This window comes from Flavobacterium paronense (assembly GCF_030409795.1).
Classification (GTDB): domain Bacteria; phylum Bacteroidota; class Bacteroidia; order Flavobacteriales; family Flavobacteriaceae; genus Flavobacterium; species Flavobacterium paronense.
Genome location: NZ_JAUFQN010000019.1, coordinates 2,087,333 through 2,113,788, shown reverse-complemented (window position 1 = coordinate 2,113,788; position 26,456 = coordinate 2,087,333). Strand labels below are relative to the sequence as shown.

Genomic DNA, 26,456 nt, shown 5'->3' with positions numbered 1-26,456 from the left:
GATATATTTATTTACAATCAAATTGCTTTGTGGTTTCTATATTTCTATAAGTGACTAATTTGGTAATAAAATATAACTGTTAAATAAATTATTAAATCCCAAATCCTGAATCCTAATTCTTTTATCTTTGCCGACTGATTAAAAGAAATAGATGAAATTTGATTTATTAGCGAAAGACCTTAATTCAAAAGCGCGTGCCGGAAGTATAACTACTGACCACGGCGTAATTGAAACTCCAATATTTATGCCTGTTGGTACCGTTGCTTCTGTCAAAGGAGTGCACCAACGGGAACTTAAAGAAGAGATTAATCCAGATATAATTCTCGGGAACACCTATCATTTATACCTGCGTCCACAAACCGCTATTCTCGAAAAAGCGGGTGGCTTACATAAGTTTATGAATTGGGATAGAAATATCCTAACAGATTCTGGTGGTTACCAAGTGTATTCGCTTTCGGCTAACCGAAAAATAAAAGAAGAAGGTGTTAAATTCAAATCGCATATCGATGGCTCTTTGCATTTTTTTACACCCGAAAATGTAATGGAAATTCAACGAACAATTGGTGCCGATATCATTATGGCTTTTGATGAATGTACGCCATATCCATGCGATTATCGCTATGCGCAAAAATCAATGAAGATGACACATCGTTGGTTAGACAGATGCATCAATCATTTAGAAAAAGTACCCACAAAATATGGCTTTGACCAAACTTTTTTCCCAATTGTTCAAGGAAGTACTTATAAAGATTTACGTCAACAATCAGCGGAATATATTGCTAACTCTGGACAACAAGGAAATGCAATTGGCGGTTTATCAGTTGGTGAACCAGCAGAAGAAATGTATGCCATGACTGAAGTGGTTTGTGAAATTCTGCCCGAAGACAAACCTCGTTATTTAATGGGGGTTGGGACACCAATAAATATTTTAGAAAACATTGCTCTCGGAATTGATATGTTTGATTGTGTTATGCCTACACGTAACGCCCGCAACGGAATGCTATTTACTGCAAACGGAACAATAAATATCAAAAACAAAAAATGGGAAGACGATTTTTCACCAGTAGATGAAATGGGTCATACTTTTGTAGATACTGAATATACCAAAGCTTATTTACGTCATCTTTTTGCTGCTAATGAATATTTAGGTAAACAAATTGCAACAATTCATAACTTAGGCTTCTATATGTGGTTGGTTCGTGAAGCAAGAAAACATATCTTAGCGGGAGATTTCAGATCATGGAAAGACATGATGGTAAAACAAATGAGCCAAAGATTATAGTCTATGCTAAAAATAATTGACAAATACATTCTAAAACGCTACTTAGGAACATTCATCGTTATGTTGCTGATGTTTATTCCGATTGGAATTGTGATTGATGTATCGGAAAAAGTCAATAAAATGATTGAGAATCACGTGGCATTCTCAGCTATAGCAAGATATTATTTAGATTTTACCATTTATTTCGCCAACCTTTTATTTCCAATTTTTTTATTTCTATCGGTTATTTGGTTTACTTCAAAACTTGCCAATAATACCGAAATTATTGCGATATTGAGTTCAGGTATTTCATTCTCTAGATTTCTTAGACCCTATATTATTGGCGCCACGATTGTTTCTCTTTTTGCTTTAATGATGACTATTTATTTGGTGCCTAATGCTAGTGCTGGATTTAAAAGTTTTAGATTCATTTACTTAACTACAGATGGAGTCAGTGATATGCGTAATAATACCGATGTGTTTCGTCAAACTAGTAAAAACGAATATATTTTTGTGAGTAATTTTAATGAAGTTTCCAAAACGGCTTTTAATTTTTCTATGGAAAAATTTGAGAAAGATAAGTTGAAATATAAATTACTTGCCAGCAGAATTAAATGGAATCCAGTCAAAAAAAATTATACATTATACAATTACACCAAAAGAAAAGTTGGTGAGTTTGGGGATATAATAGAATCTGGAGAAGTTAAAGACACTGTTTTTAAATTTGATTTAGAAGATCTAACTCCGGTGGTTTACATTGCTGAAACTTTGCCATTAAATGAATTAAATAAATTTATAGACAAAGAAAAAGCTCGTGGTTCTTCAAATATAAACGTTTATTTAGTAGTGCTTTATAAAAAATATAGTATTCCGGTTTCTGCTTTTATCTTAACTATCATTGCGGTTGCAGTTTCTTCAATGAAACGAAGAGGCGGAATGGGGACTAATTTAGCAATTGGAATTATTCTTGCATTTGCTTTTGTCTTTTTGGATAAAGTGTTTGGGGTTTTAGCCGAAAAAGCTACTGCACCGCCATTACTTGCAGTTTGGACTCCCAATATTATTTTTGGCATCTTAGCCATTTATTTGCTCAGAAATGCCAAGCGATAATCTCAAGAGTTATTTACACCTCCATTTAATTGTTTTCATTTGGGGATTCACAGCAGTATTGGGTGCGCTGATTTCTCTTGATGCTTTGCCCTTGGTTTGGTTTCGAATGCTTTTTGCGGTAGGATTTATTTCGGTTTATTTGGTATACAAAAAAATACCACTAAAGATTTCGACGAAAACGACATTTCAATTTTTATTTGCCGGATTAATCATTGCCCTACATTGGTACACTTTTTTTCACGCGATTAAAATCTCAAACATATCGGTCACTTTAGCTTGTCTTTCCACTGGAGCTTTTTTCGCTTCTTTGCTAGAACCCATTTTGTATGGAAAAAAGATTGTCTATTACGAAGTCTTCTTCGGATTACTCGTCGTAGTTGGACTTTATATTATTTTTAATGTACAAGGAAATTATCTTTGGGGAATGTTGACTGCTTTAACATCAGCTTTTCTTTCGGCACTTTTTGCCGTTATCAATAGCAAATTTGTAAAAGAGTACGACCCAATTGTAATCTCTTTTTATGAACTAAGTGGAGGTGTAGTTTTTTTTACTTTTCTTTTGTTAGTTACCCATAGTTTTTCACCAACTTTCTTCTTGCTTTCTGTAAAAGATTTGATGTATTTAATGATTTTAAGTTCGGTTTGTACGGCTTATGCTTTTATTGCTTCTACCTCTATAATGAAATTTTTAAGTCCATATACAGTGATGCTTACCATCAATTTGGAACCTATTTATGGGATAATTTTAGCCGTATTGATATTTAAAGAAAAAGAGAGAATGAGCTTTGAGTTTTACATTGGAGCGGTAATTATTTTGATTACAGTATTGTTGAATTCTGTGATAAAAAGTTATAAAAAACGAATTTAAAAGAGCACTATTGAAAGATTAATTTTGTTTACAATAAACTTAAAAAGTACTTTTTATCACGATTTAAAATTTTATATTTGCTATTCGATTAAATCAAAACAAACTAACCTATGGAATATTTAGATTTTGAACTTCCTATAAAAGAACTGGAAGATCAACTCGATAAATGCCAAATAATTGGATCGGAATCCAATGTAGATGTCACTGCGACTTGCAAACAAATCGAAAAAAAATTAGAAGAAACCAAACGAAAAATATACAAAAATCTAACGGCTTGGCAACGTGTTCAATTATCACGTCATCCGAACCGACCGTATACTTTAGAGCATATTACCAATTTGACAAAAGGTACATTCTTGGAGCTTTTTGGTGATAGAAATTTTAAAGATGATAAAGCGATGATTGGCGGATTAGGTCAAATTGACGGTCAGTCCTTTATGCTTATCGGACAACAAAAAGGAATCAATACTAAAATGCGTCAGCTACGTAATTTCGGAATGGCAAGTCCTGAAGGGTATCGTAAAGCTTTGCGTTTGATGAAAATGGCAGAAAAGTTCAATATTCCTGTTGTAACTTTAATTGATACACCTGGTGCATATCCTGGTTTAGAAGCAGAAGAAAGAGGACAAGGTGAAGCTATAGCCCGAAATATTTTTGAAATGATTCGTTTGAAAGTACCAATAATTTGCGTCATTGTAGGCGAAGGTGCTTCTGGTGGTGCATTAGGAATAGGTGTTGGAGATAGAGTTTTGATGATGGAAAATACTTGGTATTCGGTTATTTCTCCTGAATCATGTTCTTCTATTTTATGGAAAAGCTGGGAGTATAAAGAGCAAGCTGCCGAAGCCTTGAAACTGACTTCTACCGATATGAAAAAAATGAAATTGGTTGATGATGTTATTCCGGAACCGCTTGGTGGTGCACATTATGATAAAGCAACGGCTTTCAAAACGGTTGAACAATATATTATGAAAGCGTTTAACGAATTAAAAGATTTATCAACAGCAGATTTAGTTGCTCAAAGGATGGACAAATACAGCAAAATGGGCGAATATAAAGAGTAATTTCTTATAAAATATACTAAAATCCGAAGCCCTACAGTTTCGGATTTTTTTTTGGTTGTTAACAAAAAAAAGAAACTTATAAACATATTTTTTGAATAACTCAATCCCAATAATCACATCAAAATAGTTACTTTCGCTACATGGAAAATCTCAGAAATATGAACCCTATAAAAGTAGATAAAACTACTATTATAAACCTAGAAAAAGGTAAGCTCCCGCCACAAGTACTCGATTTAGAGGAAGCTGTGCTCGGCGCCATGATGATTGATAAAAAAGGGGTTGATGAGGTAATCGATATTTTACAACCAGATGCTTTTTATAAGGAAGCACACAAGCACATTTTTGAAGCTATTTTTCAATTATTCACAGATTCTCAGCCTATTGACTTATTAACAGTTTCGGCTCAGCTAAAAAAGAGCGCCAAATTAGATTTAGCGGGTGGTGATTTTTACCTTATTCAGCTTACTCAAAAGATATCATCTTCGGCTCACATCGAGTTTCATTCCAGAATTATTTTACAGAAATATATTCAACGTAGCTTAATAAAAATCTCTTCCGAAATCATCGAAGAATCGTATGATGAAACTACAGATGTTTTTGATTTATTAGATAAAGCGGAATCGAAATTATATGAAGTTACTCAAGGAAATATAAAAAGAAGTTCTGAAACAGCTCAAAGTCTTGTAATCCAAGCCAAAAAACGTATTGAAGAAATCGCTAATAAAGAAGGCTTAAGCGGAATTGCAACTGGTTTTGAAAAGTTAGATAAAATAACTTCGGGTTGGCAACCTTCAGATTTGATCATTATTGCAGCTCGTCCAGGTATGGGAAAAACAGCTTTTGTACTTTCTATGGCACGAAATATAGCAATAGATTTTGGACAACCTGTAGCCCTATTTTCTCTTGAGATGTCTTCAGTACAGTTAATTACACGTTTGATTTCCTCTGAAACAGGTTTGTCTTCCGAAAAATTAAGAACCGGAAAACTCGAAAAACACGAGTGGGAGCAACTTTCCACGAAAGTGAAAGACTTAGAAAAAGCACCATTATATATCGATGATTCACCATCGCTTTCTATCTTTGATTTAAGAGCAAAAGCGCGTCGTTTGTCATCGCAACATGGAATAAAACTTATCATTGTCGATTATCTTCAATTGATGACTGCCGGTGGAAGCAACGGAAAGGGAATGGGTAATCGTGAACAGGAAATCTCAACTATTTCCAGAAATTTAAAGGCATTAGCCAAAGAATTGGAAGTTCCAGTTATTGCCTTATCTCAGTTATCGCGGGCTGTTGAAACACGTGGTTCGAGCAAGAGACCATTGCTTTCTGACTTACGTGAATCGGGAGCAATTGAGCAGGATGCCGATATAGTATCATTTATTTATCGCCCCGAATATTATAAAATTGATGAATGGGATGATGAAGAAGCTTCACCAACTGCAGGCCAGGCCGAATTTATAATTGCCAAACACAGAAACGGTTCTTTAGAAAGTATCCGATTGAAGTTCATTGGAAATTTAGGAAAGTTCGATAACCTCGAGGAATATGGTAGCACTTTTGATGATTTACCATCGAAAATGAATCACGATGATAATCCGTTTATGACTAAGAATTTACCATCCGCCAACGAAGCTTTTGGAAGCAATATTAATTCCAATGACGACGACAGCGACGTACCATTTTAAAAATACAATCCCGACTAATTCTCGGGATTTTTTTATGTTTTTCTTCACAGTAAATCTATTATCTTTGGTTTCATTATTTCACTAAAGATGTTTAAAAAGACACTCTATATTTTCCTGATGCTTCTTTCCTTTTCTGCTAAGGCAAATTTTATTTTGTTGCCCATGGATGAAACTACGCAAAAAAATCATCTTAAAGCATACGGAATTACCTATTGGGCGCTAGATAAAAGTTACAAAGCCAGTTGGTTGTTAAACTATCGTGGCGGTTCCTTTTTGTTACCCGATGTTCCCGAGATTAGAAAGGAATGCCAAATCAGGGGAGTAAGTTTCGAAATTTTATCCGATGCAGAAATGCAATCAATTTTAGCTGATATATCAAGCCCATCACAAAACATGGAAACCGTGGTTTTGGAAAAAGCACCAAAGATTGCAGTATATTCTCCACCAGGAAAACAACCTTGGGATGATGCCGTTACGATGGTTTTGACCTATGCCGAAATTCCGTTTAAAGTGGTTTATGATGAAGAAGTTTTGAGCGATCAATTATTATTGTATGATTGGCTCCACTTGCATCACGAGGATTTTACGGGTCAATACGGAAAGTTTTATGGAGCCTACAGAAACGCACCTTGGTATATCGAACAAAAGAAAGATGCCGAAGCTTTGGCAGCCAAATTAGGTTTTGCTAAAGTCTCTCAAGAGAAATTGGCTGTTGCCAAAAAGATTAAGGACTTCGTTATTGGTGGTGGATTTATGTTTGCTATGTGTTCGGCAACCGATAGTTTTGATATTGCTTTAGCAGCAAACGGAGCTGATATATGTGAACCCATGTTTGATGGCGATGATAGCGAACCCAATTATCAATCAAAAATTGATTATTCAAAAACTTTTGCTTTCAAAGATTTTATTTTGGACAGAAAGCCCGATCATTATGAGTTTTCGGATATTGACATGACTGAAAAAAGAAGAATTCCGTTTGAAAAAGATTATTTCACTTTGATGGAATTCTCCGCAAAATGGGATGTTATTCCTAGCATGTTGTGCCAAAATCATACGCAACTTATCAAAGGTTTTATGGGACAAACGACTTCTTTTGACAGTGAATTGATAAAGTCAAACGTATTGATTTTAGGGAAAAACGAATTGAATGACGAAGCAAGATATATTCATGGGCAAAAAGGAAAAGGATTTTTCACTTTTTATGGCGGTCATGATCCCGAAGATTACCAACATCGAGTAGGAGATGAGCCAACCGTTTTAGATTTGCATCCCAACTCACCTGGTTTTAGATTGATATTGAATAACGTATTGTTTCCGGCTGCTAGAAAGAAACCGCAGAAGACTTAATCAAGAAGTTTTTACTATATCCTCAATTATCTTCAAATGATGCTTCGTATGCAATTTTAAAAACCAAATCGTAGCTTTTAAATTCAAATCTCCAAAAAAAGGATGTGTAAAATAGCTGTTAGGCGGAAGTGTTGAAATGTCGGCAATGTTCTTTCTGGCAAATTCGAGTTTGTTCTTTAATTCTTCCATCTTAGCAGTATCAATAGGCTTGACCGATTTAGGCACTCTGACTTTTCCTCTCGGAATTTTATTTACTATTTTGATTAAGAGCCGCATCTTATTAAACTTCCATCTATAATTTTTTGGACTGGAGTTTTTGAGTTCTTGAACTACGGCATTAATAACGATTAAGCTATGGTCAATTTGCCAACCAATAGTTGATTGCGAAACAGCTAAATTGGTTTTTTCGTAATTTGGAATATGAAATTCCAGTTGGCCTAAAATTAAAAGTAGTTTTCTCATCTATTAAAAAGATAAAATCCCAAACTGTTGTGGTTTGGGATTTTTAGTATTTATTATTTAAGCTTCACTTTCTTTATCCAAATATTCTTGAACAATTTCAATAGCATTGGTCACAACATCACTTAATGCTGTAATGAAACTTCCTTCTTCGGCATTATCGATAGCATGTTTAATAGCTTCAACTTCTTTTTTGATTATCTCTGTAGTAACTGTTTTACCTGATTCGGCAATACCTTCCATAATGAGTCCGATGATTTCTTCTTCCGTTCTACCGCGCAAATGTTTTTCTTGTCGAATGATAATATGATCAAACATACGAGCCGCAATATTGGCACATTCCTTAATGTCTTCGTCACGACGGTCACCAACACCAGCAATAATTCCAATTTTTTTGGTGGCTTCAACACTTTGTAAAAAGTCTTCAATACCTTTATACCCAGCAGGATTGTGAGCAAAATCAATTAATACTTTGAATTTTTTAAACTCAAAAATATTCATTCTTCCAGGTGTTTGTGCAGCACTTGGAATAAATGTTTGTAATGATAAACTAATGTCATCCGTTTTAAATCCTTGTAAATAACTTGCTAAAGTGGCAGCTAGAACATTGGCAATCATGAATTTGGCTTTTCCACCCATAGTTAACGGAACGTGAGTAGCTCTTTCGACTCTCATTTTCCATTCTCCTTTTTTGATGGTAATAAATCCATTTTCATAAACAGCTACAATCTTTCCTTCTTTAGAAAACTGTTTTACAATTGGATTATTTTCATCCATACTAAAATAGGCAACATTGCAACTTAATTCGTTTGCGATTTTTAAACATTGCTCATCTTCAGCATTCAAAATGGCCCAACCATCTTTCTTAACACTTTTGACAACCGTACTTTTTACTCGAGCCAAATCATCTAAAGTGTGAATATCGCTCAAGCCCAAATGGTCTTCCTGAATATTAGTAATAATAGCAATATCGCATCGGCTAAAGCCAAGTCCGGAACGAAGAATTCCGCCGCGAGCGGTTTCCAAAACAGCAAATTCGACCGTTGGATCTTTCAAAATATATTCAGCAGAAACGGGTCCGGTAGTATCTCCTTTTTCCATCATATGGTTTTGAACATAAATTCCATCCGATGTGGTGAAACCAACTTTATAACCATTATTTTTTACAATATGTGCTAAAAGTCTTGTCGTAGTAGTCTTTCCATTGGTTCCAGTAACTGCAATTATTGGAATTCGACTCGGTTTCCCAGGAGGATAAAGCATGTCAATAACTGGTGCAGCAACGTTTCTTGGCAGTCCTTCTGATGGTGCTAAGTGCATTCGGAATCCTGGTGCAGCATTAACTTCAAGAATACAACCTCCATTTTCTTTCAAAGGTTGGGTTAGGTTTTCAGCCATGATATCCACACCACAAATATCTAAACCAATGACACGCGAAATTCTTTCGCAAAGGAAGATGTTTTCAGGGTGCATCATATCGGTAACATCTATAGAAGTTCCGCCAGTACTCAAGTTTGCAGTTGATTTTAGGTATACAGTTTCATCTTTTTTAGGAACGGTTTCTAAAGTGTAATTTAATTTTTCTAATAAATCGGTGGTATCTCTATCAACGTCAATTTGGGTTAACACATTTTCATGTCCGTAACCACGACGTGGATCTTTATTGGTTTCGTCAATTAATTGTTGGATGGTATTTTTTCCGTCACCTTTGACATGTGCTGGTTCTCTTTTGGCAGCAGCTACTAATTTATTATCAATAACTAAAACCCTGAAATCATAGCCCGTAATAAATTTTTCAACGATAACGCGATGGCTATATTTTTTGGCATAAGCTAAACCTTCTACTGCATCTTCTCTATTTTTTACGTTGATAGAAGCTCCTTTTCCGTGATTTCCATCTAAAGGTTTTAAAACAATTGGGTAGCCAATTTTTCTGATAACTTCATCTAAATCTTCTTCGTCAACACAAATTCCTCCATTGGCAACCGGAATTGAAGCGGCATCGAGCATTTTTTTAGTTTGTTCTTTATTACAAGCAATATCCACAGCTATGCTACTTGTTTTGCAGGTAATTGTAGCTTGAAAACGCATTTGATTGATACCATAACCTAATTGTACTAATGAATTTGTTCCTAATCGTATCCAAGGAATATCTCTTGCAACAGCTTCTTCAACAATACTTCCTGTAGAAGGTCCAAGACGAACACGCTCTCTAATTTCACGCATTTTTTGAATATCAGCTTCAAGATCATAATCAGTTCCGGCAATTAAAGCTTCTGCAATAGCAACGGCACTTTCGGCTGCAAACATTCCTACATTTTCTTCAGTGTAACTAAAAACAACGTTGTATATTCCTGGAGTTTTGGTTTCGCGAGTTCTTCCAAAACCAGTTTCCATTCCGGCCAAGGTTTGAATTTCTAAAGCAATATGTTCAATTACATGACCCATCCATGTGCCTCGCTCAATACGGGAAAAGAAACCGCCGCGTGTACCTTCGGAGCAACGATGTTCAATCATAGTTGGAAACATAGCTTCTATTCTTTCACGAAAACCTTCAATTTTATTGGTTGGAAATTGTTCCATTTCTTCCAAATCAAGGCGCATTTGGATTAATTTTTTACGTTGAACACTCCAAATATTTGGACCACGAAGTGCTTGTATTTTATCTATTTTCATGATTAAGAATAATTAGTAAAAGTATTTAGTAATGATTTTGTTAAAAATAGGAAATTTTTATTGTTGGGATGTATTTTTTTTGAAGAAATGGCAAAAAAATAAAAAGGGTATTATAATTTTTTAAAGTTTCAGAATCTCAAAATGTTATGTTTTAGATAAAAAAATGTTTTGTGAAGTTGAATTAAGATAAAGTAACTGAAAAGATTCTTATATTGCACTACAATCTTTTGATGTTTAACTTATTGATTCTTTAAGCTTTGAAAAAAAATCTACTTTATCTATTTATAATTATTGTATCAACTTCTTTTGCTCAGCAACGAAAAGGGCAACTTTATTTGACCTCAGATTCTAAGCACGATTTGTTTGTTTCTTTTGGTTTAAACGTTCCACTTTATTCAACGTCTTTTTTTCAAGAACTTAAAGAAAGTAATCCTGATTTTAAAGTACTTGTTGAAGAGTATGGGATTGAGTTTCAAAAAGGCATTACGATTTCGGAGAACACATTAAATACTATGGAAGAAAATGCCAAGCAGCTCCATGGAAATTATGACGCCGTTAGAAAGCTTCGGAATATATTTAAAATCAAAATTGAAAATCCTACTAACTCACGTCTTTTGGAAGTTGGTATGGCTCTTGAAAAATTGGATGTTGTTGAATACTGTTGTTTGACTTCTCTTCAACCCATAAAACCACCCGTTGATATTGCGCCGACTACAGCAAATTATGAAGCTAATCAAGGTTATATTCAATCAAATCCTGGAGTAAATATGCAATATGCGTGGAATTTAGGTTTGAATGGACAAAATATAAAATTGAGAGATGTTGAATATGGTTTTAATAAAAACCATGAGGAATTAGCTGATGCTAATGCCAGTTTAGCTAGTGGAATGACCATTTCTACAAGCGCTACTGAAGCCTATACGGAGCATGGAACAGGCGTTTTTGGAATTTTGTATGCTGATAAAGGAAGTTATGGTATTTCAGGTTTAGCTTATGGTGCTCAAGAATTAATCTTATTTCCCGAATGGCAGCAATCCGGCTATGATAGAATTAATGCGGTTTCTCAATGTATTAATAATTCTACTAGTGGTAATGTTATTGTTTATGAAATGCAAACCACCGCATTTACTTCTACTGATTATGTAATGGCAGAATACAATCAAGTTATTTGGGATTTAACCAAAGCAGCAACTGATTCTGGTATTACTATAGTTGCAGCTGCAGGCAATGGTTCGGTTAATTTAGATTCATCAACCTTTGCAAGTTATATGGCAAGAGGTGATAGCGGTGCCATAATTGTTGGTGCTGGTACTTCAACAGTAAATCATGATAAACTTTCTTTTAGTACTTATGGTTCAAGAGTTGATTTACAAGCTTGGGGAGAAAATGTACAAACAATAGGTAAATTAGGAAATTTTTACACCTTGATAGGGAATGATTTTAATCAAAGTTATGTAACATTTAACGGAACAAGTTCAGCTACACCAATTGTAGCCTCATGTGCAGCAATATTACAATCCTATTATTTTAGTTTAAGAAATGCCTATTTGAGTCCTCAGCAATTAAAAAATATAATGCAAGAAACTGGAATTGCTCAAGGAACAGGTGTGTCTGGAAATATAGGACCTATTCCTAATATGCAAGCAGCCATTCAAAGAGTTTTCAATGAATCTTTGGGCGTTAAGGGAGAAGAAAAATTTCAATTTCATATTTATCCAAATCCAATAGCGAATCAGTTTACTATAATGTCAAGTGATTTGATTTCTACTGATGCTGTTATTGAAATTTATACAAGTTTAGGACAATTGGTTTATACTTCTAATTTACCAATTGATAAGATTATTGATGCATCTCAATTATCAAGTGGATTGTACTTTGTTAAAGTTTCTGAAATGGGGAAAAGTTTTATTCAAAAAATTATTAAAAACTAATTCTAGTTTTGGGTAATAAAATCAACTATTTTAAGGTATAATTCTCCGTCATGCATGCTGTGTCCTAATCCAGTTGTTTCTATATAGATGGTGTTTTCCCAAGTGCTGGCATATTTCCGACCTTCATCTATTAGTACTACTTTATCCTCTTTATCATGTGCGATAAAAGCTTTTTGGGTAAAGTTTTTGGCAAATTTGTGACCCGAAAAATCATCGATATGAATGTTGAATTTTTCGTGGTAATAATTCTCTAATTGCATTTTAATTCTGTTGTTTAAACTCAGAAGTTTAATGAAGTTGTCACTCAAAATTTTAAAATCGGAAGGCGCTCCAAGTAGAACTATTTTTTCAATTTCTGTATTTTGATATTTGTTCAGATAATAAGCAATAGCAGCGCCACCAATAGAATGACCAATGATAATTTTAGGTTGGTATTTTTGGATTAAAACATGAAGGTATTCTGCGTATTTTGGTGCGTTGAATTCTTTACCATCACTTAATCCATGAGCTGGTGCGTCAATAGCAATAATGGTTTTACCTAAAGGTTTTAAATAAAGTAATAATTTTTTCCAACGAGAAGCATTGCTTTCCCATCCATGAACCAATAGTATTATTTCGTCGTTGCCATGCCAAATGTAGGTTTGAAACTTTTCATTTTGGCATTCAAAGGTTTCATAAGTTACGTTCTGTAATGTTTTTGGCATTTTCTCTTTTTTGATTCTGCCTTTTCTGGGTTGACTAAAAAGTTCGTATGCTTTGTTTTTAGCTACTTCCAAATTGACATAGCTCAATACGTTGAGATATATCCCAACTGATTTAGTGATAATAAAGAATTGAATTTTCTTCATAAAAAAATCCCGAATAAATCGGGATTAGTATATTATAGGTGAGCAAATAATTTTTGCATTTTTTCTCTTTCTTCTTCTGCTAAAGAAGCATCTACTAAGATTCTTCCTGAATGTTCATCGGTGATGATTTTCTTTCTAGCAGCAATTTCTACTTGTGTTTGTGGTGGAATCGTAAAGAATGAACCAGCCGAAGCACCACGTTCAATGGATACAACTGCTAAACCATTACGAACACTTGAACGAATTCTTTTGTAAGCTGCTAATAATCTTTCTTCGATTAGCGCTTCATATTCAGCTGATTTCTCGGTTAAGAAGGCTTCCTCTTTTTGAGTTTCTGCCATGATATCACTCAATTCAGCTTTCTTATGTTTTAAGTGAGTTGATTTTTGATCTAATTTTTCTTTAGAATTTGAAATCACTTCCTTTTTATGATCTATAGAAGCTTTTAATTCTTTAATTTGTTTTTCAGCTAATTGAATTTCTAATTCTTGAAATTCTACTTCTTTTGTCAAAGAATTGAATTCTCTATTGTTACGAACTTCTTTTTGTTGAGCCGTATATTTTTTTATGGCTGCCTGATGATCGTCAATATTGTTTTTCTTAGTTTTGATTTGCTCTTCTATAGTAACCAAATCACTTTTTAATTTATCTAAACGAGTGCTTAAACCAGTAACTTCATCCTCTAAATCTTCCACTTCCAAAGGCAATTCGCCTCGTACATTTCTGATTTCATCAATTCTTGTATCTATGATTTGAAGGTCATAAATAGCTCTTAATTTGTCTTCAACATTTAGTTCTTTTGTAGTCGCCATATTTTATAAGTACTTAACTGGATTTGTATTTTCTTCCGAAAAAATGATTGCAAAATTAGGGATTTTTTTCTTAAGAAAATCAACAATATAATTTTTTGTAAATCTTTCACTTTCAAAGTGCCCAATATCGGCCAAAACCAATTGATTTTCAGCTTCATAAAAGTTGTGATACTTCAAATCAGAAGTCAGGAAAACATCAGCATTTGCCTGAATTGCAATCTTAATAGCAAAACTTCCTGAACCGCCAAGCACAGCAACTTTTTGAATTGGTTTTCCTCGCAATATACTGTGCCGAATTCCGCCACATTGCATTTTGTCTTTTACAAACGCAAAAAAATGGTCTTCGTTCATTGGTTTTTCTAGTTCGCCAATCATTCCCAAACCAATGTTTTGGTGTGTATTTTGCAAATCATAAATCTCATACGCCACTTCTTCGTATACATGATTTTTAAAAAGTGCTTTTAGTATATTGGATTGTAATTGTTTTTCAAAAGTGACTTCGATTTTAATTTCAGGTGTTTCAACAAATTCGAATCGTTCTCCAAGTTGAGGATTGCTGTCTTCGTTTCCCATATAAGTCCCAATACCTTTTGAATTAAAACTACAATCTTCATAATTGCCAATCTTTCCGGCACCGGCATCAAATAAGGCATTGCGCAATTCTTCTACGTTTTCGGGAATGGTATAGGTAATTAGTTTTTGAATAAAGTTCTGTTTGGGAATTAAAATCTTTGTGTTAATCAAACCCAACGCATCTGAAAAAATCTTATTAACACCGTTTTTATGATTGTCTAAAGCTGTATGAACTGCATAAATGGCAATATCATTTTTGATGGCTTTAAGAACTGAACGCTCTACATAATTTTTACCCGTAATTTTTTTTATACCTGAGAAAATGATTGGATGAAAGCAAACAACCAAATTACATTTTTTGGTAATGGCTTCCTCTATAACAGTTTCCAAAGCATCGTGACAAACCAGAATTCCTGTAGCATCGTTTTCCTGATTTCCAACAAGCAAACCAACGTTATCAAAATCTTCGGCATAAGCCAAAGGCGCCATTTCTTCTAAAATTGATAGTATTTCTTTTATTTTCATGTTGCCCATTGATTTAAATAGTCTTTAATTACCCAAATACCGTTTACTTTTTCAAGTAGCAAAAAACTACCGCTGTTGTGCTCAATGTTTCTGTAAAAAGCAATTTTAACTAAAGCAAAATTATTGTTATCAAAATATATTGGTTTGTTTATAATCAGTAAACGTTGGTTGTTTAGACCTTCTCGATCAGAAACAGTTTTAAATTCTTCAAAAGATAAACACGCATTAACTTTGCTTTTCAAATATTGATTTTGATTGTCAAATAACAGGTTGTAAGCTACAGACCAATCTTCATCAATGCCAACAATAATTTCTTTTTTGATTTCGGCAGCGTTTTTTTTGAGTAAATCACTTTGGGATATTACTTCCAAAACTTCTTCGTTATTTGGTGCTTTTTTGCAATAAAAATTAAGCAATTGTAATCTTCCTTTGGCAATAACTTTTTCGGTTTTATAATATTTGGTAAAAATTATTTTTAGAATAGCAGCATTGTCATTTTCCTGAGAAAATGCTGCTGATGAAATAAGAAAAAAAATCAAAAATATTTTTAGACACTGTTTTTTCATTGCGTATTGTAATCAGAATAATTTTTATTCAAAGATAAAAAATCGTTACTTTCGTAGTATGAATTTGTTGCGAAAATTACTCTTTCCTTTTGCCATATTGTATGGTTTTATAACTTTTTTAAGAAATTATCTTTATGATAAAGGTATACTAAAATCGTATTCAGTTGATATTCCTGTTATTGCTGTTGGGAATTTAAATTTTGGTGGTACTGGAAAAACACCTCAAATTGAGTATTTAATTCGGCTACTTTCGCCTAATTATAAAGTGGCAACCTTAAGTCGTGGTTATAAAAGAAAGTCAGAAGGATTTATTTTGGCTGATGCCAATGCTAATGCGGAAACTCTGGGTGATGAACCTTTTCAGTATTTTAAAAAATTTCCAACTATTCAGGTTGCTGTTGATGCTGACAGACGCAACGGAATCGAACAATTGTTAAAACAAAAAACAAAGCCAGAAATCATTTTGTTAGATGATGCATTTCAACATCGCAAAGTAAAAGCAGGTTTTTATATACTCTTGACGGCTTATGACGATTTGTTTTGCGATGATTATATATTGCCAACAGGCAATCTTCGCGAAAGCAGAAACGGAGCTAAAAGAGCGAATTTAATCATTGTAACTAAATGCCCGGCAAACAGTACAGAACTTCAACAAGAAAACATCAAAAAGAAATTAGGAATTGATTTACCAATTTTTTTTAGCTGTGTTTCTTATGACGATAAAGTCTATAATGAAGAAACAACTTTAGCAGTTAGTGAAGTTAAATTAATACAAAAAATTTTACTTGCCGGAATTGCAAAACCAAGACCTTTTTTCGAATTTTTACAAGCTGATACTGATGAAATTATGACATTTTCTGACCATCATCATTTTAGTGAGAGCGAAATTTTATCCATTAAAAGTAGAGCCATTGATAAAATCATCGTTACAACTGAAAAAGATTTTGTACGTTTGGATGCTAAAATTTTAAGAAAGCAATTATTTTATTTACCAATAAAAAGTCAATTTTTGAGTAATCAAGAGACTTTTGATCAAACTATTTTAAACTATGTGGGAACTTGTACAAGAAACCGTTAATTATATTAAAAATAAAACCAATTTCACGCCTGAATATGGTGTTATTTTAGGATCTGGATTAGGAAGTTTTACTGACGATATCACTATTGAATTTACATTACCATACAACGAAATTCCAAATTTTCCTGTGTCAACTGTTCAAGGACATAAAGGAGCTTTGGTTTTTGGAACTATTGGCGATAAAAAAGTGATGGCAATGCAAGGGCGCTTTCATTTTTATGAAGGTTACGACATGAAGCAAGTAACTTTTCCGGTTCGTGTGATGAAATATCTTGGAGTTACTAAATTAGTTGTTTCCAATGCTTCTGGTGGGGTAAATTCTGATTATGAAGTAGGTTCAGTTGTGATTATTAAAGATCATATTAATTTTTTCCCAGAGCATCCGTTACGAGGGAAAAATGACGAGCGTTTTGGCCCTAGATTTTTGAATATGAATGAAGCTTATAATAAAGCTATGATTCAAAAAGCCAAAGTAATAGCAGTTGAAAATAATATTACAGTTCATGATGGTGTTTACCTTGGTTTGCAAGGTCCAACGTTTGAAACTTTTGCTGAATACAAAATGGTAAAAATTCTTGGTGCTGATTGTGTTGGAATGTCTACAGTTCCTGAAGTAATTGTAGCTCGACACATGGGAATCGAATGTTTTGGATTGTCTGTAGTTACAGATATGGGAGATGTTGAAGCAAGTATGGAAGAAGTGAGCCACGATGAAGTTCTAAAAGCAGCAGCAAAAGCGGAACCTCAAGTTAGAAAGTTAATCAAAGAATTAATTCTACAGTTCTAACTCAAATTCAAGGCAATAATTCTGTAGAAATTTTCGGGTTCAAAAGGTTTGGTGATGACATCGGTCATGCCAAAAGATAATAGCATTTCTCTATTTTCATTTAGAGAAATAGCCGTTAACGCAATGATTGGCTTTTTTATATCAAACTCTCTTATTTTTTGTGTTGCAATAGTGCCATTTATGCCTGGTAAATGAACATCCATTAATACTAAATCGAAATTATTTTCTTTGCTCAATAATTCAACAGCATCTTCACCATTGTCAATAATTTGACATATAACCTCCTTTTTCTCCAGCATCTTTTTAGTTACCATTTGGTTGATTTTATTATCTTCTACAACCAAAATATTTTTACCTATTAATATATCATCCGAGTACATTTTTGGTTTTTCAGTGATAACTTCTTTGGTTCCTTTAAATAGATTTAATTCGAAATCAAATGTTGTCCCAACACCAACTTGGCTTTCTAAATTGATTTCTCCTCCAAGTAAATCTACTATTTTTTTAACAATGGTTAAACCTAAACCTGTTCCGCCATATTTTCTGTTTATTTCAATTGAACCTTGCGAAAAACTCTCAAAAATAGTTTCCTGTTTATCTTCGGGTATCCCAATTCCAGTATCACTTACTGCAAAATTTATTCTTGAAAAATCATCCCCTGTTTCGATTAATTTAGCCATCACTTTAACTTCCCCATTTTTAGTAAATTTGAGTGCGTTATTAATCAAATTGATAAATATTTGAGAGAGTTTGGTTGGGTCGCCAAGAACTATTTCGGGGATATTTTCATCAATTTCTAAAGTGAATTTATTGTTGTTATTTGAAGCAATTTCAGTCATTGAATTTTGAATATCCAGCAGCAATTGTTTGATGTTAAAATTGATATATTCAATTTCAATGTTGCTTGATTCAATTCGGTTAATTTCTAAGATTTCATTAATAAACGTCAATAAGTAATTGCCTGAAAATTTTAACGAATTTAAATAATGCAATTGATTTGGTTTTGGGTTGTCTTCAAGCAACAAATGTGTAATTCCATTGATTGCATTTAATGGAGTTCTTAATTCATGACTTACAGTTGAAAGGAATTCTGCTCTAGCTTTAGATGCTTTTTCAGCATTATCTTTTGCTATTTGTAATTCAAAATTTTTCTCTTTTAAGATATTGTTTGATTGGCTTCTGATAATATTATTTTTATATAATGACAAACTCAAAAGCGACAAAATGGTAATCAGAGCAATAGCTAAAATACTAATAAGCTTAGCAAATTTATTAGTCTTTTGTTGAGCTTCATATTCTTTTGTCATTTGCTCAATGGCCTTCATTCGTTCACTTTCTTTGAAACTTACATAATCATTAACATTTAATTTTTTATTGTACAGATGGGAAAGACTGTCTTTTAATTCTATGTGTGCTTTAAGATAGATGTACGATTTTTTTAAGTCAAGAAGTTTCTCGTAAGACATACTTAAATCTAATAATATCTTAGCTTTTTGATCTAAATTTTTATCTTTTGTACTTAAGGTTAACGCTCTATTAAGATAGTTAACGCTTAAATTGTAATGGTTTAATTTTTCTTCAATCGTTCCTAATTGGTATAAAGCTTCGGCTTTGGTTTTAAATAAATCTTTACTATCGTCTTTTGAAATGATTTCATTAAATAACTTGGAAGCCAATTCTGTCTTTCCGTTATTTTTATATAAAATACCTTTTTGTAAATTCATAAAGGGAGAAGCATCGATTTTCAAAACTTTATAAACGGATTCTGCTTTATCAAAACTATCTTCAGCTTTGTCAAATTCTTCCAAACTCATATAACAAAGGCCCATATTGTAGTAACACAAGGCATAATCGGTTGATGGCAAAAGTTGATTGTATAATTCGGCACTATTGGTGAAAGACTCCAGAGCATCATTCATTTTTTTTAACTCAAAATACGTTAAGCCAAGCGAAAATAAGGCATCTGCCTTTCCTTTAATTTTATTATTAAGTTTGGCGTAATTAAAAGCTTTCTGAGAAAAAGCTAATGAAGATTTATAGTTGTTTGTCTTTTTATTGAAGTTGGCCAGTTGTATGTAATAAGCAGTACTATCAATTTTTTTTATTGACATTCTTTGCCCAAAAAAGACAATAGGAAATAACAGGAAAATCAAAATCCATTTCATTTAGCTTGGCCAATAAAAATTAGGGAGGCTAAATGTAGGGAAATTATTTTCTTAACAAAAGAATTAAGTCAATTATTCTGGAAGAATAACCAATTTCATTATCATACCAACCAACAACTTTTACCATTTTTCCGATGACGGAAGTTAATTGCGAGTCAAAAAGACACGAATTTTTATTGCCAATAATATCAACAGAAACGATTGGGTCTTCTGTGTAATCCAGAATTCCTTTGAGAAAAGTTTGAGATGCATTTTTAAAGGCAGCATTGATTTCAGCAATCGAAACTTCTTTTTTTACATAACAGGTAATATCAGTTAAAGAGCCATCAGGAACTGGTACTCTAATGCCACTACCGCCAATTTTACCTTCCATTTCCGGAAAAATTTTAGTTAATGCTTTGGCTGCACCTGTTGTTGTTGGAACAATACTTTGGCTTGCACCCCGAGCCCTACGTAAATCTTTATGCGGTTGATCGTGTAAACTTTGGTCAGTTGTGTAGGAATGCACGGTTGTGATATAAGCTTGCTCAATACCACACAGTTCGTTAATGATTTTTATCATTGGAGCTGCGTTATTGGTTGTGCAACTAGCGTTAGAAACTATATTTTCAGTTCCGTCCAGGATATTTTCATTTACACCAAGAACTACAGTTTTAATTTCTGGTACTTCAGAAGGTGCTGATAGAATTACTTTTTTGGCTCCAGCTAAAATGTGTTTGTTAATATCATCAAATGTGTTGAATTTACCAGTACATTCTATTACAAAATCAATATTGTTCCAATTAATATTATTGATTTCTCTTTGGTGAAAGAACAAATACGGCTTTCCGTCAACGATTATCGATGTGTCATCAAAGGAAACATCATAAGGTAAAACACCATGAATACTATCGTATTTTATCAAATGAGCCATCGTTCTATTGTCGGCAATATCATTAATGGCGACGACTTCAATTGAAGAATGATTAAGCAGCAACCGGAAAAGATTTCTTCCAATACGGCCAAAACCATTAATGGCGACAAGTGTTTTTTTCATTTAGAATTTAAAATTCAAAATAATTATAGAATATGCTTTTCAGCGTGATAAGAGGAACGTACTAACGGACCGCTTTCAACATGACGGAATCCCATTTCTTTACCCAATTTTTCGTATTTCGCGAATTGTTCCGGAGTAATGAATTCTTTTACAGGCAAATGTTTTTTGCTTGGTTGTAAGTATTGTCCAATGGTAACAATATCAACATTTTGGTCACGCAAATCGCTCATGGTTTGTATCACTTCTTCTTCAGTTTCACCAAGACCAAGCATGATGCCCGATTTGGTTCTACGAATTCCTTGATCTTTTAAGTATTTTAGAACAGCCAAACTTCTGTCATATTTCGCCTGAATACGAACTTCACGTGTCAAACGACGAACGGTTTCTACATTGTGCGATACTACTTCAGGATTGGCTTCTACAATTCTGTCGATGATTCTTTCTACACCTTGAAAATCGGGAATTAGCGTTTCCAAAGTTGTTTCGGGATTCATTCGGCGGATTGCTTGAACGGTTTCTAACCAAATGATAGACCCCATATCTTTTAAATCATCGCGATCAACGCTAGTAATTACGGCATGTTTGATTTTCATGATTTTAATAGAACGCGCTACTTTTTCGGGTTCATCCCAATCTACCGTTTCCGGACGACCAGTTTTTACACCACAAAAACCACAGGAGCGTGTACAAATATTTCCCAAAATCATAAAAGTAGCGGTGCCTTCGCCCCAGCATTCACCCATATTTGGGCAACTACCCGAAGCACAAATAGTGTTGAGTTTGTATTTATCGACTAAGCCACGGAGTTCAGTATATTTTTGACCAATAGGTAGTTTTACTTTCAGCCATTTAGGCTTTCCTACAGGCAAATTAGTATCTAAAAGGGTTTCCATGTTCCATTTTTTTCGCTACAAAGATACAAAGGTAAATTTTAGAATGGCGTTAACACCATTTGGATTTTTTTGTTTTTTGTGATTGTTTTTTCATCACAAATTTATCTAATGAGATTTTAAAATAATCAATATAAAACAAAAAAGTGAACTATATCACTATTTGCAAATACTATCAATGAACTTTAGTTGATCCAATGAATAAACACTATCTTTCAAGAGTAAACAAAAACATAATTTATAGCCAAAAAAATATGACAACAACAAATGTAAAAGCATATGGGACAGGTGCTCCTGATGCTCCTTTAGGGCAAATGACCATTGAGCGCAGAGAGGTTTTAGAAAATGATATAGAAATCGAAATCCTGTTTTGTGGCGTTTGTCACTCTGATTTGCACACTGCAAGAAACGATTGGGGATTCACAACTTATCCTACGGTTCCAGGACATGAAATTATAGGTAAAGTAACTAGAGTAGGAAGCGGTGTAGCCAAACTAAAAGTAGGTGACTTTGCTGGAGTAGGCTGTTTAGTCGATTCTTGCCGAACATGTAATAGCTGCAAACAAGACTTAGAACAATACTGCTTAAACGGATGGATTGGTACTTACAATAGTGTCGACAAACATCTTGGCGGAATTACGTACGGTGGCTATTCTGAAAAAGTAGTAGTAGATGAGAATTATGTTTTGAAAGTACCAGCTAATTTAGATTTAGCTGCTGTCGCTCCATTACTTTGTGCCGGAATAACTACATGGTCTCCATTACGTCATTGGAAAGTAGGTAAAGGAAGTAAAGTAGCTGTAGTAGGTTTAGGCGGATTAGGGCACATGGCTATAAAATTAGCGAAAGGATTAGGTGCTGAAGTAACTTTGTTTTCAAGATCTCCAGGCAAAGAAAAAGATGCTTTAGATTTAGGTGCCGATGCCGTAATCATATCTACAGATGATGCTCATATGGCTTCAGTAGCGGGAAAATTTGATTTAATTATTGATACAGTGCCTTATGTACACGATGTAAATCCGTATATCACTACGTTAGGAATTAGCGGAACGTTGGTTTTGGTTGGTTATTTAGGTGGATTAGACCCCGTTTTAAATACTGTTCCCTTAATAATGGGAAGAAAAGCTGTAGCTGCTTCCTTAATAGGAGGTATTGCAGAAACCCAAGAAATGCTCGATTTTTGTGGGGAACACAACATTGTATCCGAAATTGAAATTATTAAGATGCAGGATATCAATGAAGCATACGAAAGAATGTTAAAAAGCGATGTGCGTTACCGTTTTGTAATCGATATGGCGTCTTTGAAAAATGAATAGCGCAACAAAAAATAATTAAAAAAGCAGCTTTATCGCTGCTTTTTTTTGTTTAATATTAAAAGAGTCTTTCCATTACTCTACAAAGTCCAAATCTTTATCATGAGTTTCTTTGATAGTAAATGTTGCATAAATTCCCAATCCAAAAGCAATAGCGCCTATAACTGCGGCAGAAACAATTACGCTGCGAGTTTGTTTTAGATAATCAAAACCAATAAGCATAATCGGGACAGAACCTCTAACCATATTAGGAACGCTCGTGGTTGCAGTACTTCTTAAGTTAGTGCCAAACTGTTCTGCTGCTACAGTGACAAACATAGCCCAATAACCGCCACCCAGTCCAACCCAGGCACAATAGAAATAATACATATTTTCAGTTTTGTGTCCACTTAAGAAAAGTAAGCAAACGCCAACAGCGTTAAATAAAAGCATTGTTAAAATAGTTTTCTTTCGTGAGCGGAATGCATGCGAAATGAATCCGCTAGAAAAATCACCAATCGATGCAAAAATATAGCACCACATAATCGCTTTTCCGGGATTGATTGAAACGATTCCCATTTCGGGTGCGAATTGGTTTGCCATAAAAACCAAAATCCCGATGCAATACCAGATGGGAATTCCAATAAAAACACAACGCATATATTTAAGAAAAAGCTCTTTATTAGAAAAAAAGGAAAAGAAATCACCGCGTTTTATTGCTTTGTTTTCTTTGACAGTTTTAAATATTCCGCTTTCAGCTACGCTAATTCGCAATACTAATAATGCCAAACCCAGTAATCCGCCAATGATGTAAGCTGTTGTCCAACTTCCGGCTAATTCAACAGTAAATTGGGCAACTACAGCACCAAGTACGCCAAAACCAGCCACAATTGAAGTTCCGATAGCACGCAATTCTTTAGGTAGGGTTTCTGAAACTAATGTTATTCCTGCACCTAATTCGCCAGCTAAACCAATACCAGCAATGAAACGTAAGACAGCATAAATGGTTCCTTTGTCCGCAAAATTCATTTGAGGTAAAAATCCGCAAGAGATATTGGCTAACGAATAAACTATAATAGAACCAAATAAAACCGAAAGCCGTCCTTTTTTATCTCCAAAAACACCCCAAATAATTCCGCCAAGGACTAGTCCAATCATTTGATAATTAATAATCATCGTGCCCACTTTATCTGCATCCAAACCCATACTTTTTAAACTTGGAATACGGACAATGCCAAAAAGTAATAAATCATAAATATCAACAAAATATCCAAGTGAGGCAATAATTACTGGGAAACTAAATAGAATTCGGAATTTTTCTTTGGTGGTAAAGAGTTTCATTTCTATGGATTTTATTTGTTAAATATAGAAATAAAAATAAAAACCTGTAAGAATGTGATTCCTGTAGGTCCATTTTTGTAAAGTCATTTGATTTTACTCCAAGTGTTCATTTCGTTTTTTAATCAAATCATCTTTAATCAACATAACTAAAATAGCTTTTTATCTAATATAGGAAAGGAATGTGAAATATTGATTTAGTCATAAGGATTTACAATTTGTTTTTGTAGTTAAGAGTAAAAAATGCTTTATTTTTACGCTGAAATAGAGCGATTTATTTTCCTTAACTTATTATTTTAACAAATTTTAGTTTTTACATGAATTCAATTAAATGGAAAACAGTTAAAGATTTTGAAGACATAACTTATAAAAAATGCAATGGTGTTGCTAGAATAGCTTTCAATCGCCCTGATGTTCGCAATGCATTTCGTCCTAAAACCACAGCTGAATTATTACAGGCTTTTCATGATGCGCAAGAAGATACTTCAATTGGGGTGATTCTGCTTTCGGCTGAAGGACCAAGTTCCAAAGATGGTGTTTGGTCATTTTGTTCAGGAGGTGACCAAAAAGCAAGAGGTCATCAAGGTTATGTTGGAGATGATGGATATCATAGATTAAATATTTTAGATGTTCAACGTCTAATTCGCTTTATGCCAAAAGCTGTTATTTGTGTTGTTCCCGGCTGGGCAGTTGGTGGCGGACATAGTTTGCACGTGGTTTGCGATTTGACTTTAGCCAGCAAAGAGCATGCAATTTTTAAACAAACCGATGCTGATGTAACGAGCTTTGATGGCGGTTATGGTTCGGCTTATTTGGCAAAAATGGTTGGACAAAAGAAAGCGCGTGAAATATTCTTTTTGGGAAGAAATTATTCGGCTCAAGAAGCTTTTGATATGGGAATGGTCAATGCCGTTATTCCTCATGCTGAACTTGAAGATACAGCTTATCAATGGGCGCAAGAAATTCTGGAAAAATCACCAACATCTATAAAAATGCTAAAATTTGCAATGAATTTAACAGATGACGGTATGGTTGGACAACAGGTTTTTGCAGGAGAAGCTACAAGATTAGCCTATATGACTGATGAAGCCAAAGAAGGAAGAGATGCATTTTTAGAAAAAAGAAAACCAAATTTTGAAAAGAAATGGTTGCCATAAAAAGTGTTCAGTAAGCAGTAGCAGAAAGCAGAAAAAATAATTAGATTTAATATTATATCAAATGAAACATTGGATTGAAGCCGCACGATTAAGAACATTGCCACTTTCGGTTTCGGGAATTATTGTTGGTAGTTTTTATGCTATGTCACAAGCTATGTTTAATTGGAACATTGTGATTTTTGCTTTGCTCACAACCTTAGGATTGCAGATTCTTTCCAATTTTGCCAATGATTATGGTGACGGAATAAAAGGCACTGATAACGATGATAGAGTTGGACCAAAACGAGCCATTCAAAAAGGAGTTATTACGCCATTTGCAATGAAAAACGCAATGATTTTAACTTCAATTGTTACCTTAGGTTTTGCCATTTCACTAATCTATTTTGCTTTCAAGGAAAGTTATCTGCTTTATTCACTTATCTTTTTGTTTTTGGGAATTTTAGCTATCGCTTCGGCTATTCGATATACTGTTGGAAATAGCGCTTATGGATATCGCGGATATGGTGATGTTTTTGTTTTTATTTTCTTCGGATTAGTAAGCACGTTTGGTGTGTATTTTATGTTTTCAAAAGAAATAGATTGGCTTTTATTATTGCCTGCAACAGCAATAGGTTTTTTGAGCGTTGGTGTGTTGAATTTAAACAATATGCGTGATGAAGCTAGCGATCGAAAAGCTGGTAAGAATACAATTGTTGTTCAAAAGGGCGGTGCGTGGGCAAAAAAATACCATTATTTTTTAGTTTTGTCTGCCATGGTTTTGGTAGTTGCTTTTGCTTTTTTAAATGACTTTCATTTTGATCAATACATTTTTGTAGCCGCTTACTTTCCATTAGCTGGTCATTTGATAAGAGTGCGTAAAAACAGAAATCCAAAACTGTTAGATCCTGAGTTAAAGAAATTAGCATTGAGCACCTTCTTTCTCTCAATTTTACTGGCTTTGAGTTTAATCTATTTTATTTCTGATTTATTGGTTAATTATATCTAA

General features: G+C 33.9%; 22 protein-coding genes. 12 read left to right on the top strand and 10 right to left on the bottom strand.

What is annotated here, in order from left to right; genetic code table 11:
• Window positions 1–151 precede the first annotated feature (151 nt).
• The 6 genes from tgt to QWY90_RS10450 all read left to right on the top strand — a co-directional run bounded on the left by tgt (window position 152) and on the right by QWY90_RS10450 (window position 7,338).
• Window positions 152–1,282, top strand: coding sequence for a tRNA guanosine(34) transglycosylase Tgt (gene tgt, locus QWY90_RS10475; protein ID WP_290285879.1), 1,131 nt, complete (start codon window positions 152–154; stop codon window positions 1,280–1,282).
• Window positions 1,283–1,285: 3 nt separating this feature from the next.
• Window positions 1,286–2,371, top strand: a complete 1,086-nt coding sequence (locus QWY90_RS10470) for an LptF/LptG family permease (protein WP_290285878.1) — start codon at window positions 1,286–1,288, stop codon at window positions 2,369–2,371.
• The gene (locus tag QWY90_RS10465; protein WP_290285877.1) at window positions 2,358–3,239 is read left to right on the top strand and encodes a DMT family transporter; all 882 of its coding nucleotides are present in this window, start codon (window positions 2,358–2,360) and stop codon (window positions 3,237–3,239) included. Before QWY90_RS10470 ends, QWY90_RS10465 begins: the two co-directional genes overlap by 14 nt.
• A 110-nt stretch (window positions 3,240–3,349) precedes the next feature.
• Window positions 3,350–4,303 (top strand): acetyl-CoA carboxylase carboxyltransferase subunit alpha, encoded by a 954-nt coding sequence (locus QWY90_RS10460; RefSeq protein WP_290285876.1) that lies wholly within the window; start codon window positions 3,350–3,352, stop codon window positions 4,301–4,303.
• A 140-nt stretch (window positions 4,304–4,443) separates the two neighbouring features.
• Window positions 4,444–5,991 (top strand): replicative DNA helicase, encoded by a 1,548-nt coding sequence (dnaB, locus tag QWY90_RS10455; protein ID WP_290285875.1) that lies wholly within the window; start codon window positions 4,444–4,446, stop codon window positions 5,989–5,991.
• Window positions 5,992–6,078: 87 nt separating this feature from the next.
• A complete protein-coding gene (locus QWY90_RS10450; protein ID WP_290285874.1) occupies window positions 6,079–7,338 on the top strand; it encodes an asparagine synthetase B in 1,260 nt (419 codons plus the stop codon).
• On the opposite strand, the gene QWY90_RS10445 is transcribed toward QWY90_RS10450, so the two are convergent.
• Complete coding sequence (locus QWY90_RS10445; protein WP_290285873.1) at window positions 7,339–7,800, bottom strand: DinB family protein; 462 nt, start codon at window positions 7,798–7,800, stop codon at window positions 7,339–7,341.
• Between the two features lie 57 nt (window positions 7,801–7,857).
• A complete protein-coding gene (cphA, locus tag QWY90_RS10440) occupies window positions 7,858–10,473 on the bottom strand; it encodes a cyanophycin synthetase (protein ID WP_290285872.1) in 2,616 nt (871 codons plus the stop codon).
• Between the two features lie 257 nt (window positions 10,474–10,730).
• Between cphA and QWY90_RS10435 the strand changes: the two genes are divergently transcribed.
• Window positions 10,731–12,404 carry a S8/S53 family peptidase gene (locus tag QWY90_RS10435; RefSeq protein ID WP_290285871.1) on the top strand — a complete coding sequence of 558 codons (1,674 nt, stop codon included), beginning with the start codon at window positions 10,731–10,733 and terminating at the stop codon, window positions 12,402–12,404.
• 2 nt (window positions 12,405–12,406) lie between these two features.
• Here the strand turns inward: QWY90_RS10435 and QWY90_RS10430 are convergent, their stop codons facing one another.
• The 4 genes from QWY90_RS10430 to QWY90_RS10415 are packed head-to-tail and all read right to left on the bottom strand — an operon-like array spanning window position 12,407 to window position 15,701.
• A complete protein-coding gene (locus QWY90_RS10430) occupies window positions 12,407–13,252 on the bottom strand; it encodes an alpha/beta hydrolase (RefSeq protein WP_290285870.1) in 846 nt (281 codons plus the stop codon).
• Between the two features lie 32 nt (window positions 13,253–13,284).
• Window positions 13,285–14,064, bottom strand: a complete 780-nt coding sequence (locus QWY90_RS10425) for a zinc ribbon domain-containing protein (protein ID WP_290285869.1) — start codon at window positions 14,062–14,064, stop codon at window positions 13,285–13,287.
• A 3-nt stretch (window positions 14,065–14,067) separates the two neighbouring features.
• Window positions 14,068–15,162 (bottom strand): Nif3-like dinuclear metal center hexameric protein, encoded by a 1,095-nt coding sequence (locus tag QWY90_RS10420; RefSeq protein WP_290285868.1) that lies wholly within the window; start codon window positions 15,160–15,162, stop codon window positions 14,068–14,070.
• Window positions 15,159–15,701: a hypothetical protein gene (locus tag QWY90_RS10415; protein WP_290285867.1), complete on the bottom strand. Its 543-nt coding sequence runs from the start codon at window positions 15,699–15,701 to the stop codon at window positions 15,159–15,161. Before QWY90_RS10415 ends, QWY90_RS10420 begins: the two co-directional genes overlap by 4 nt.
• Before the next feature lie 85 nt (window positions 15,702–15,786).
• Here QWY90_RS10415 and lpxK point away from each other — a divergent pair, with 85 nt between their 5' ends.
• Both lpxK and QWY90_RS10405 read left to right on the top strand, forming a co-directional pair.
• A complete protein-coding gene (lpxK, locus tag QWY90_RS10410) occupies window positions 15,787–16,806 on the top strand; it encodes a tetraacyldisaccharide 4'-kinase (protein ID WP_290285866.1) in 1,020 nt (339 codons plus the stop codon).
• A complete protein-coding gene (locus tag QWY90_RS10405) occupies window positions 16,778–17,593 on the top strand; it encodes a purine-nucleoside phosphorylase (RefSeq protein ID WP_290285865.1) in 816 nt (271 codons plus the stop codon). Before lpxK ends, QWY90_RS10405 begins: the two co-directional genes overlap by 29 nt.
• Here the strand turns inward: QWY90_RS10405 and QWY90_RS10400 are convergent.
• From QWY90_RS10400 to lipA, 3 genes are all read right to left on the bottom strand, one after another.
• A complete protein-coding gene (locus QWY90_RS10400) occupies window positions 17,590–19,704 on the bottom strand; it encodes a tetratricopeptide repeat-containing hybrid sensor histidine kinase/response regulator (RefSeq protein WP_290285864.1) in 2,115 nt (704 codons plus the stop codon). The two genes, QWY90_RS10405 and QWY90_RS10400, sit on opposite strands and share 4 nt — an antisense overlap.
• Before the next feature lie 97 nt (window positions 19,705–19,801).
• Window positions 19,802–20,794 (bottom strand): type I glyceraldehyde-3-phosphate dehydrogenase, encoded by a 993-nt coding sequence (gene gap, locus QWY90_RS10395; RefSeq protein WP_290285862.1) that lies wholly within the window; start codon window positions 20,792–20,794, stop codon window positions 19,802–19,804.
• Window positions 20,795–20,817: 23 nt separating this feature from the next.
• Entirely contained in the window at window positions 20,818–21,687 is an 870-nt protein-coding gene (gene lipA / locus QWY90_RS10390; RefSeq protein WP_290285861.1) for a lipoyl synthase, read from the bottom strand.
• 251 nt (window positions 21,688–21,938) lie between these two features.
• On the opposite strand from lipA, the gene QWY90_RS10385 reads away from it, so the two are divergent.
• Window positions 21,939–23,000 carry an NAD(P)-dependent alcohol dehydrogenase gene (locus QWY90_RS10385; RefSeq protein ID WP_290285860.1) on the top strand — a complete coding sequence of 354 codons (1,062 nt, stop codon included), beginning with the start codon at window positions 21,939–21,941 and terminating at the stop codon, window positions 22,998–23,000.
• A gap of 72 nt (window positions 23,001–23,072) precedes the next feature.
• On the opposite strand, the gene QWY90_RS10380 is transcribed toward QWY90_RS10385, so the two are convergent.
• Window positions 23,073–24,317, bottom strand: a complete 1,245-nt coding sequence (locus tag QWY90_RS10380; protein WP_290285859.1) for an MFS transporter — start codon at window positions 24,315–24,317, stop codon at window positions 23,073–23,075.
• Window positions 24,318–24,631: 314 nt separating this feature from the next.
• Here QWY90_RS10380 and QWY90_RS10375 point away from each other — a divergent pair, with 314 nt between their 5' ends.
• Both QWY90_RS10375 and menA read left to right on the top strand, forming a co-directional pair.
• Window positions 24,632–25,471 (top strand): 1,4-dihydroxy-2-naphthoyl-CoA synthase, encoded by an 840-nt coding sequence (locus tag QWY90_RS10375; RefSeq protein WP_290285858.1) that lies wholly within the window; start codon window positions 24,632–24,634, stop codon window positions 25,469–25,471.
• Between the two features lie 61 nt (window positions 25,472–25,532).
• A complete protein-coding gene (gene menA, locus QWY90_RS10370; protein WP_290285857.1) occupies window positions 25,533–26,456 on the top strand; it encodes a 1,4-dihydroxy-2-naphthoate octaprenyltransferase in 924 nt (307 codons plus the stop codon).

Excerpts from the sequence above, each read along its gene's own strand:
- tgt (WP_290285879.1), top strand. The coding sequence starts at position 152 with ATGAAATTTGATTTATTAGCGAAAGACCTTAATTCAAAAGCGCGTGCC.
- QWY90_RS10470 (WP_290285878.1), top strand. The coding sequence starts at position 1,286 with ATGCTAAAAATAATTGACAAATACATTCTAAAACGCTACTTAGGAACA.
- QWY90_RS10465 (WP_290285877.1), top strand. The coding sequence starts at position 2,358 with ATGCCAAGCGATAATCTCAAGAGTTATTTACACCTCCATTTAATTGTT.
- QWY90_RS10460 (WP_290285876.1), top strand. The coding sequence starts at position 3,350 with ATGGAATATTTAGATTTTGAACTTCCTATAAAAGAACTGGAAGATCAA.
- dnaB (WP_290285875.1), top strand. The coding sequence starts at position 4,444 with ATGGAAAATCTCAGAAATATGAACCCTATAAAAGTAGATAAAACTACT.
- QWY90_RS10450 (WP_290285874.1), top strand. The coding sequence starts at position 6,079 with ATGTTTAAAAAGACACTCTATATTTTCCTGATGCTTCTTTCCTTTTCT.
- QWY90_RS10445 (WP_290285873.1), bottom strand. The coding sequence starts at position 7,800 with ATGAGAAAACTACTTTTAATTTTAGGCCAACTGGAATTTCATATTCCA.
- cphA (WP_290285872.1), bottom strand. The coding sequence starts at position 10,473 with ATGAAAATAGATAAAATACAAGCACTTCGTGGTCCAAATATTTGGAGT.
- QWY90_RS10430 (WP_290285870.1), bottom strand. The coding sequence starts at position 13,252 with ATGAAGAAAATTCAATTCTTTATTATCACTAAATCAGTTGGGATATAT.
- QWY90_RS10425 (WP_290285869.1), bottom strand. The coding sequence starts at position 14,064 with ATGGCGACTACAAAAGAACTAAATGTTGAAGACAAATTAAGAGCTATT.
- QWY90_RS10420 (WP_290285868.1), bottom strand. The coding sequence starts at position 15,162 with ATGAAAATAAAAGAAATACTATCAATTTTAGAAGAAATGGCGCCTTTG.
- lpxK (WP_290285866.1), top strand. The coding sequence starts at position 15,787 with ATGAATTTGTTGCGAAAATTACTCTTTCCTTTTGCCATATTGTATGGT.
- QWY90_RS10405 (WP_290285865.1), top strand. The coding sequence starts at position 16,778 with ATGTGGGAACTTGTACAAGAAACCGTTAATTATATTAAAAATAAAACC.
- QWY90_RS10400 (WP_290285864.1), bottom strand. The coding sequence starts at position 19,704 with ATGTCAATAAAAAAAATTGATAGTACTGCTTATTACATACAACTGGCC.
- gap (WP_290285862.1), bottom strand. The coding sequence starts at position 20,794 with ATGAAAAAAACACTTGTCGCCATTAATGGTTTTGGCCGTATTGGAAGA.
- lipA (WP_290285861.1), bottom strand. The coding sequence starts at position 21,687 with ATGGAAACCCTTTTAGATACTAATTTGCCTGTAGGAAAGCCTAAATGG.
- QWY90_RS10385 (WP_290285860.1), top strand. The coding sequence starts at position 21,939 with ATGACAACAACAAATGTAAAAGCATATGGGACAGGTGCTCCTGATGCT.
- QWY90_RS10380 (WP_290285859.1), bottom strand. The coding sequence starts at position 24,317 with ATGAAACTCTTTACCACCAAAGAAAAATTCCGAATTCTATTTAGTTTC.
- QWY90_RS10375 (WP_290285858.1), top strand. The coding sequence starts at position 24,632 with ATGAATTCAATTAAATGGAAAACAGTTAAAGATTTTGAAGACATAACT.
- menA (WP_290285857.1), top strand. The coding sequence starts at position 25,533 with ATGAAACATTGGATTGAAGCCGCACGATTAAGAACATTGCCACTTTCG.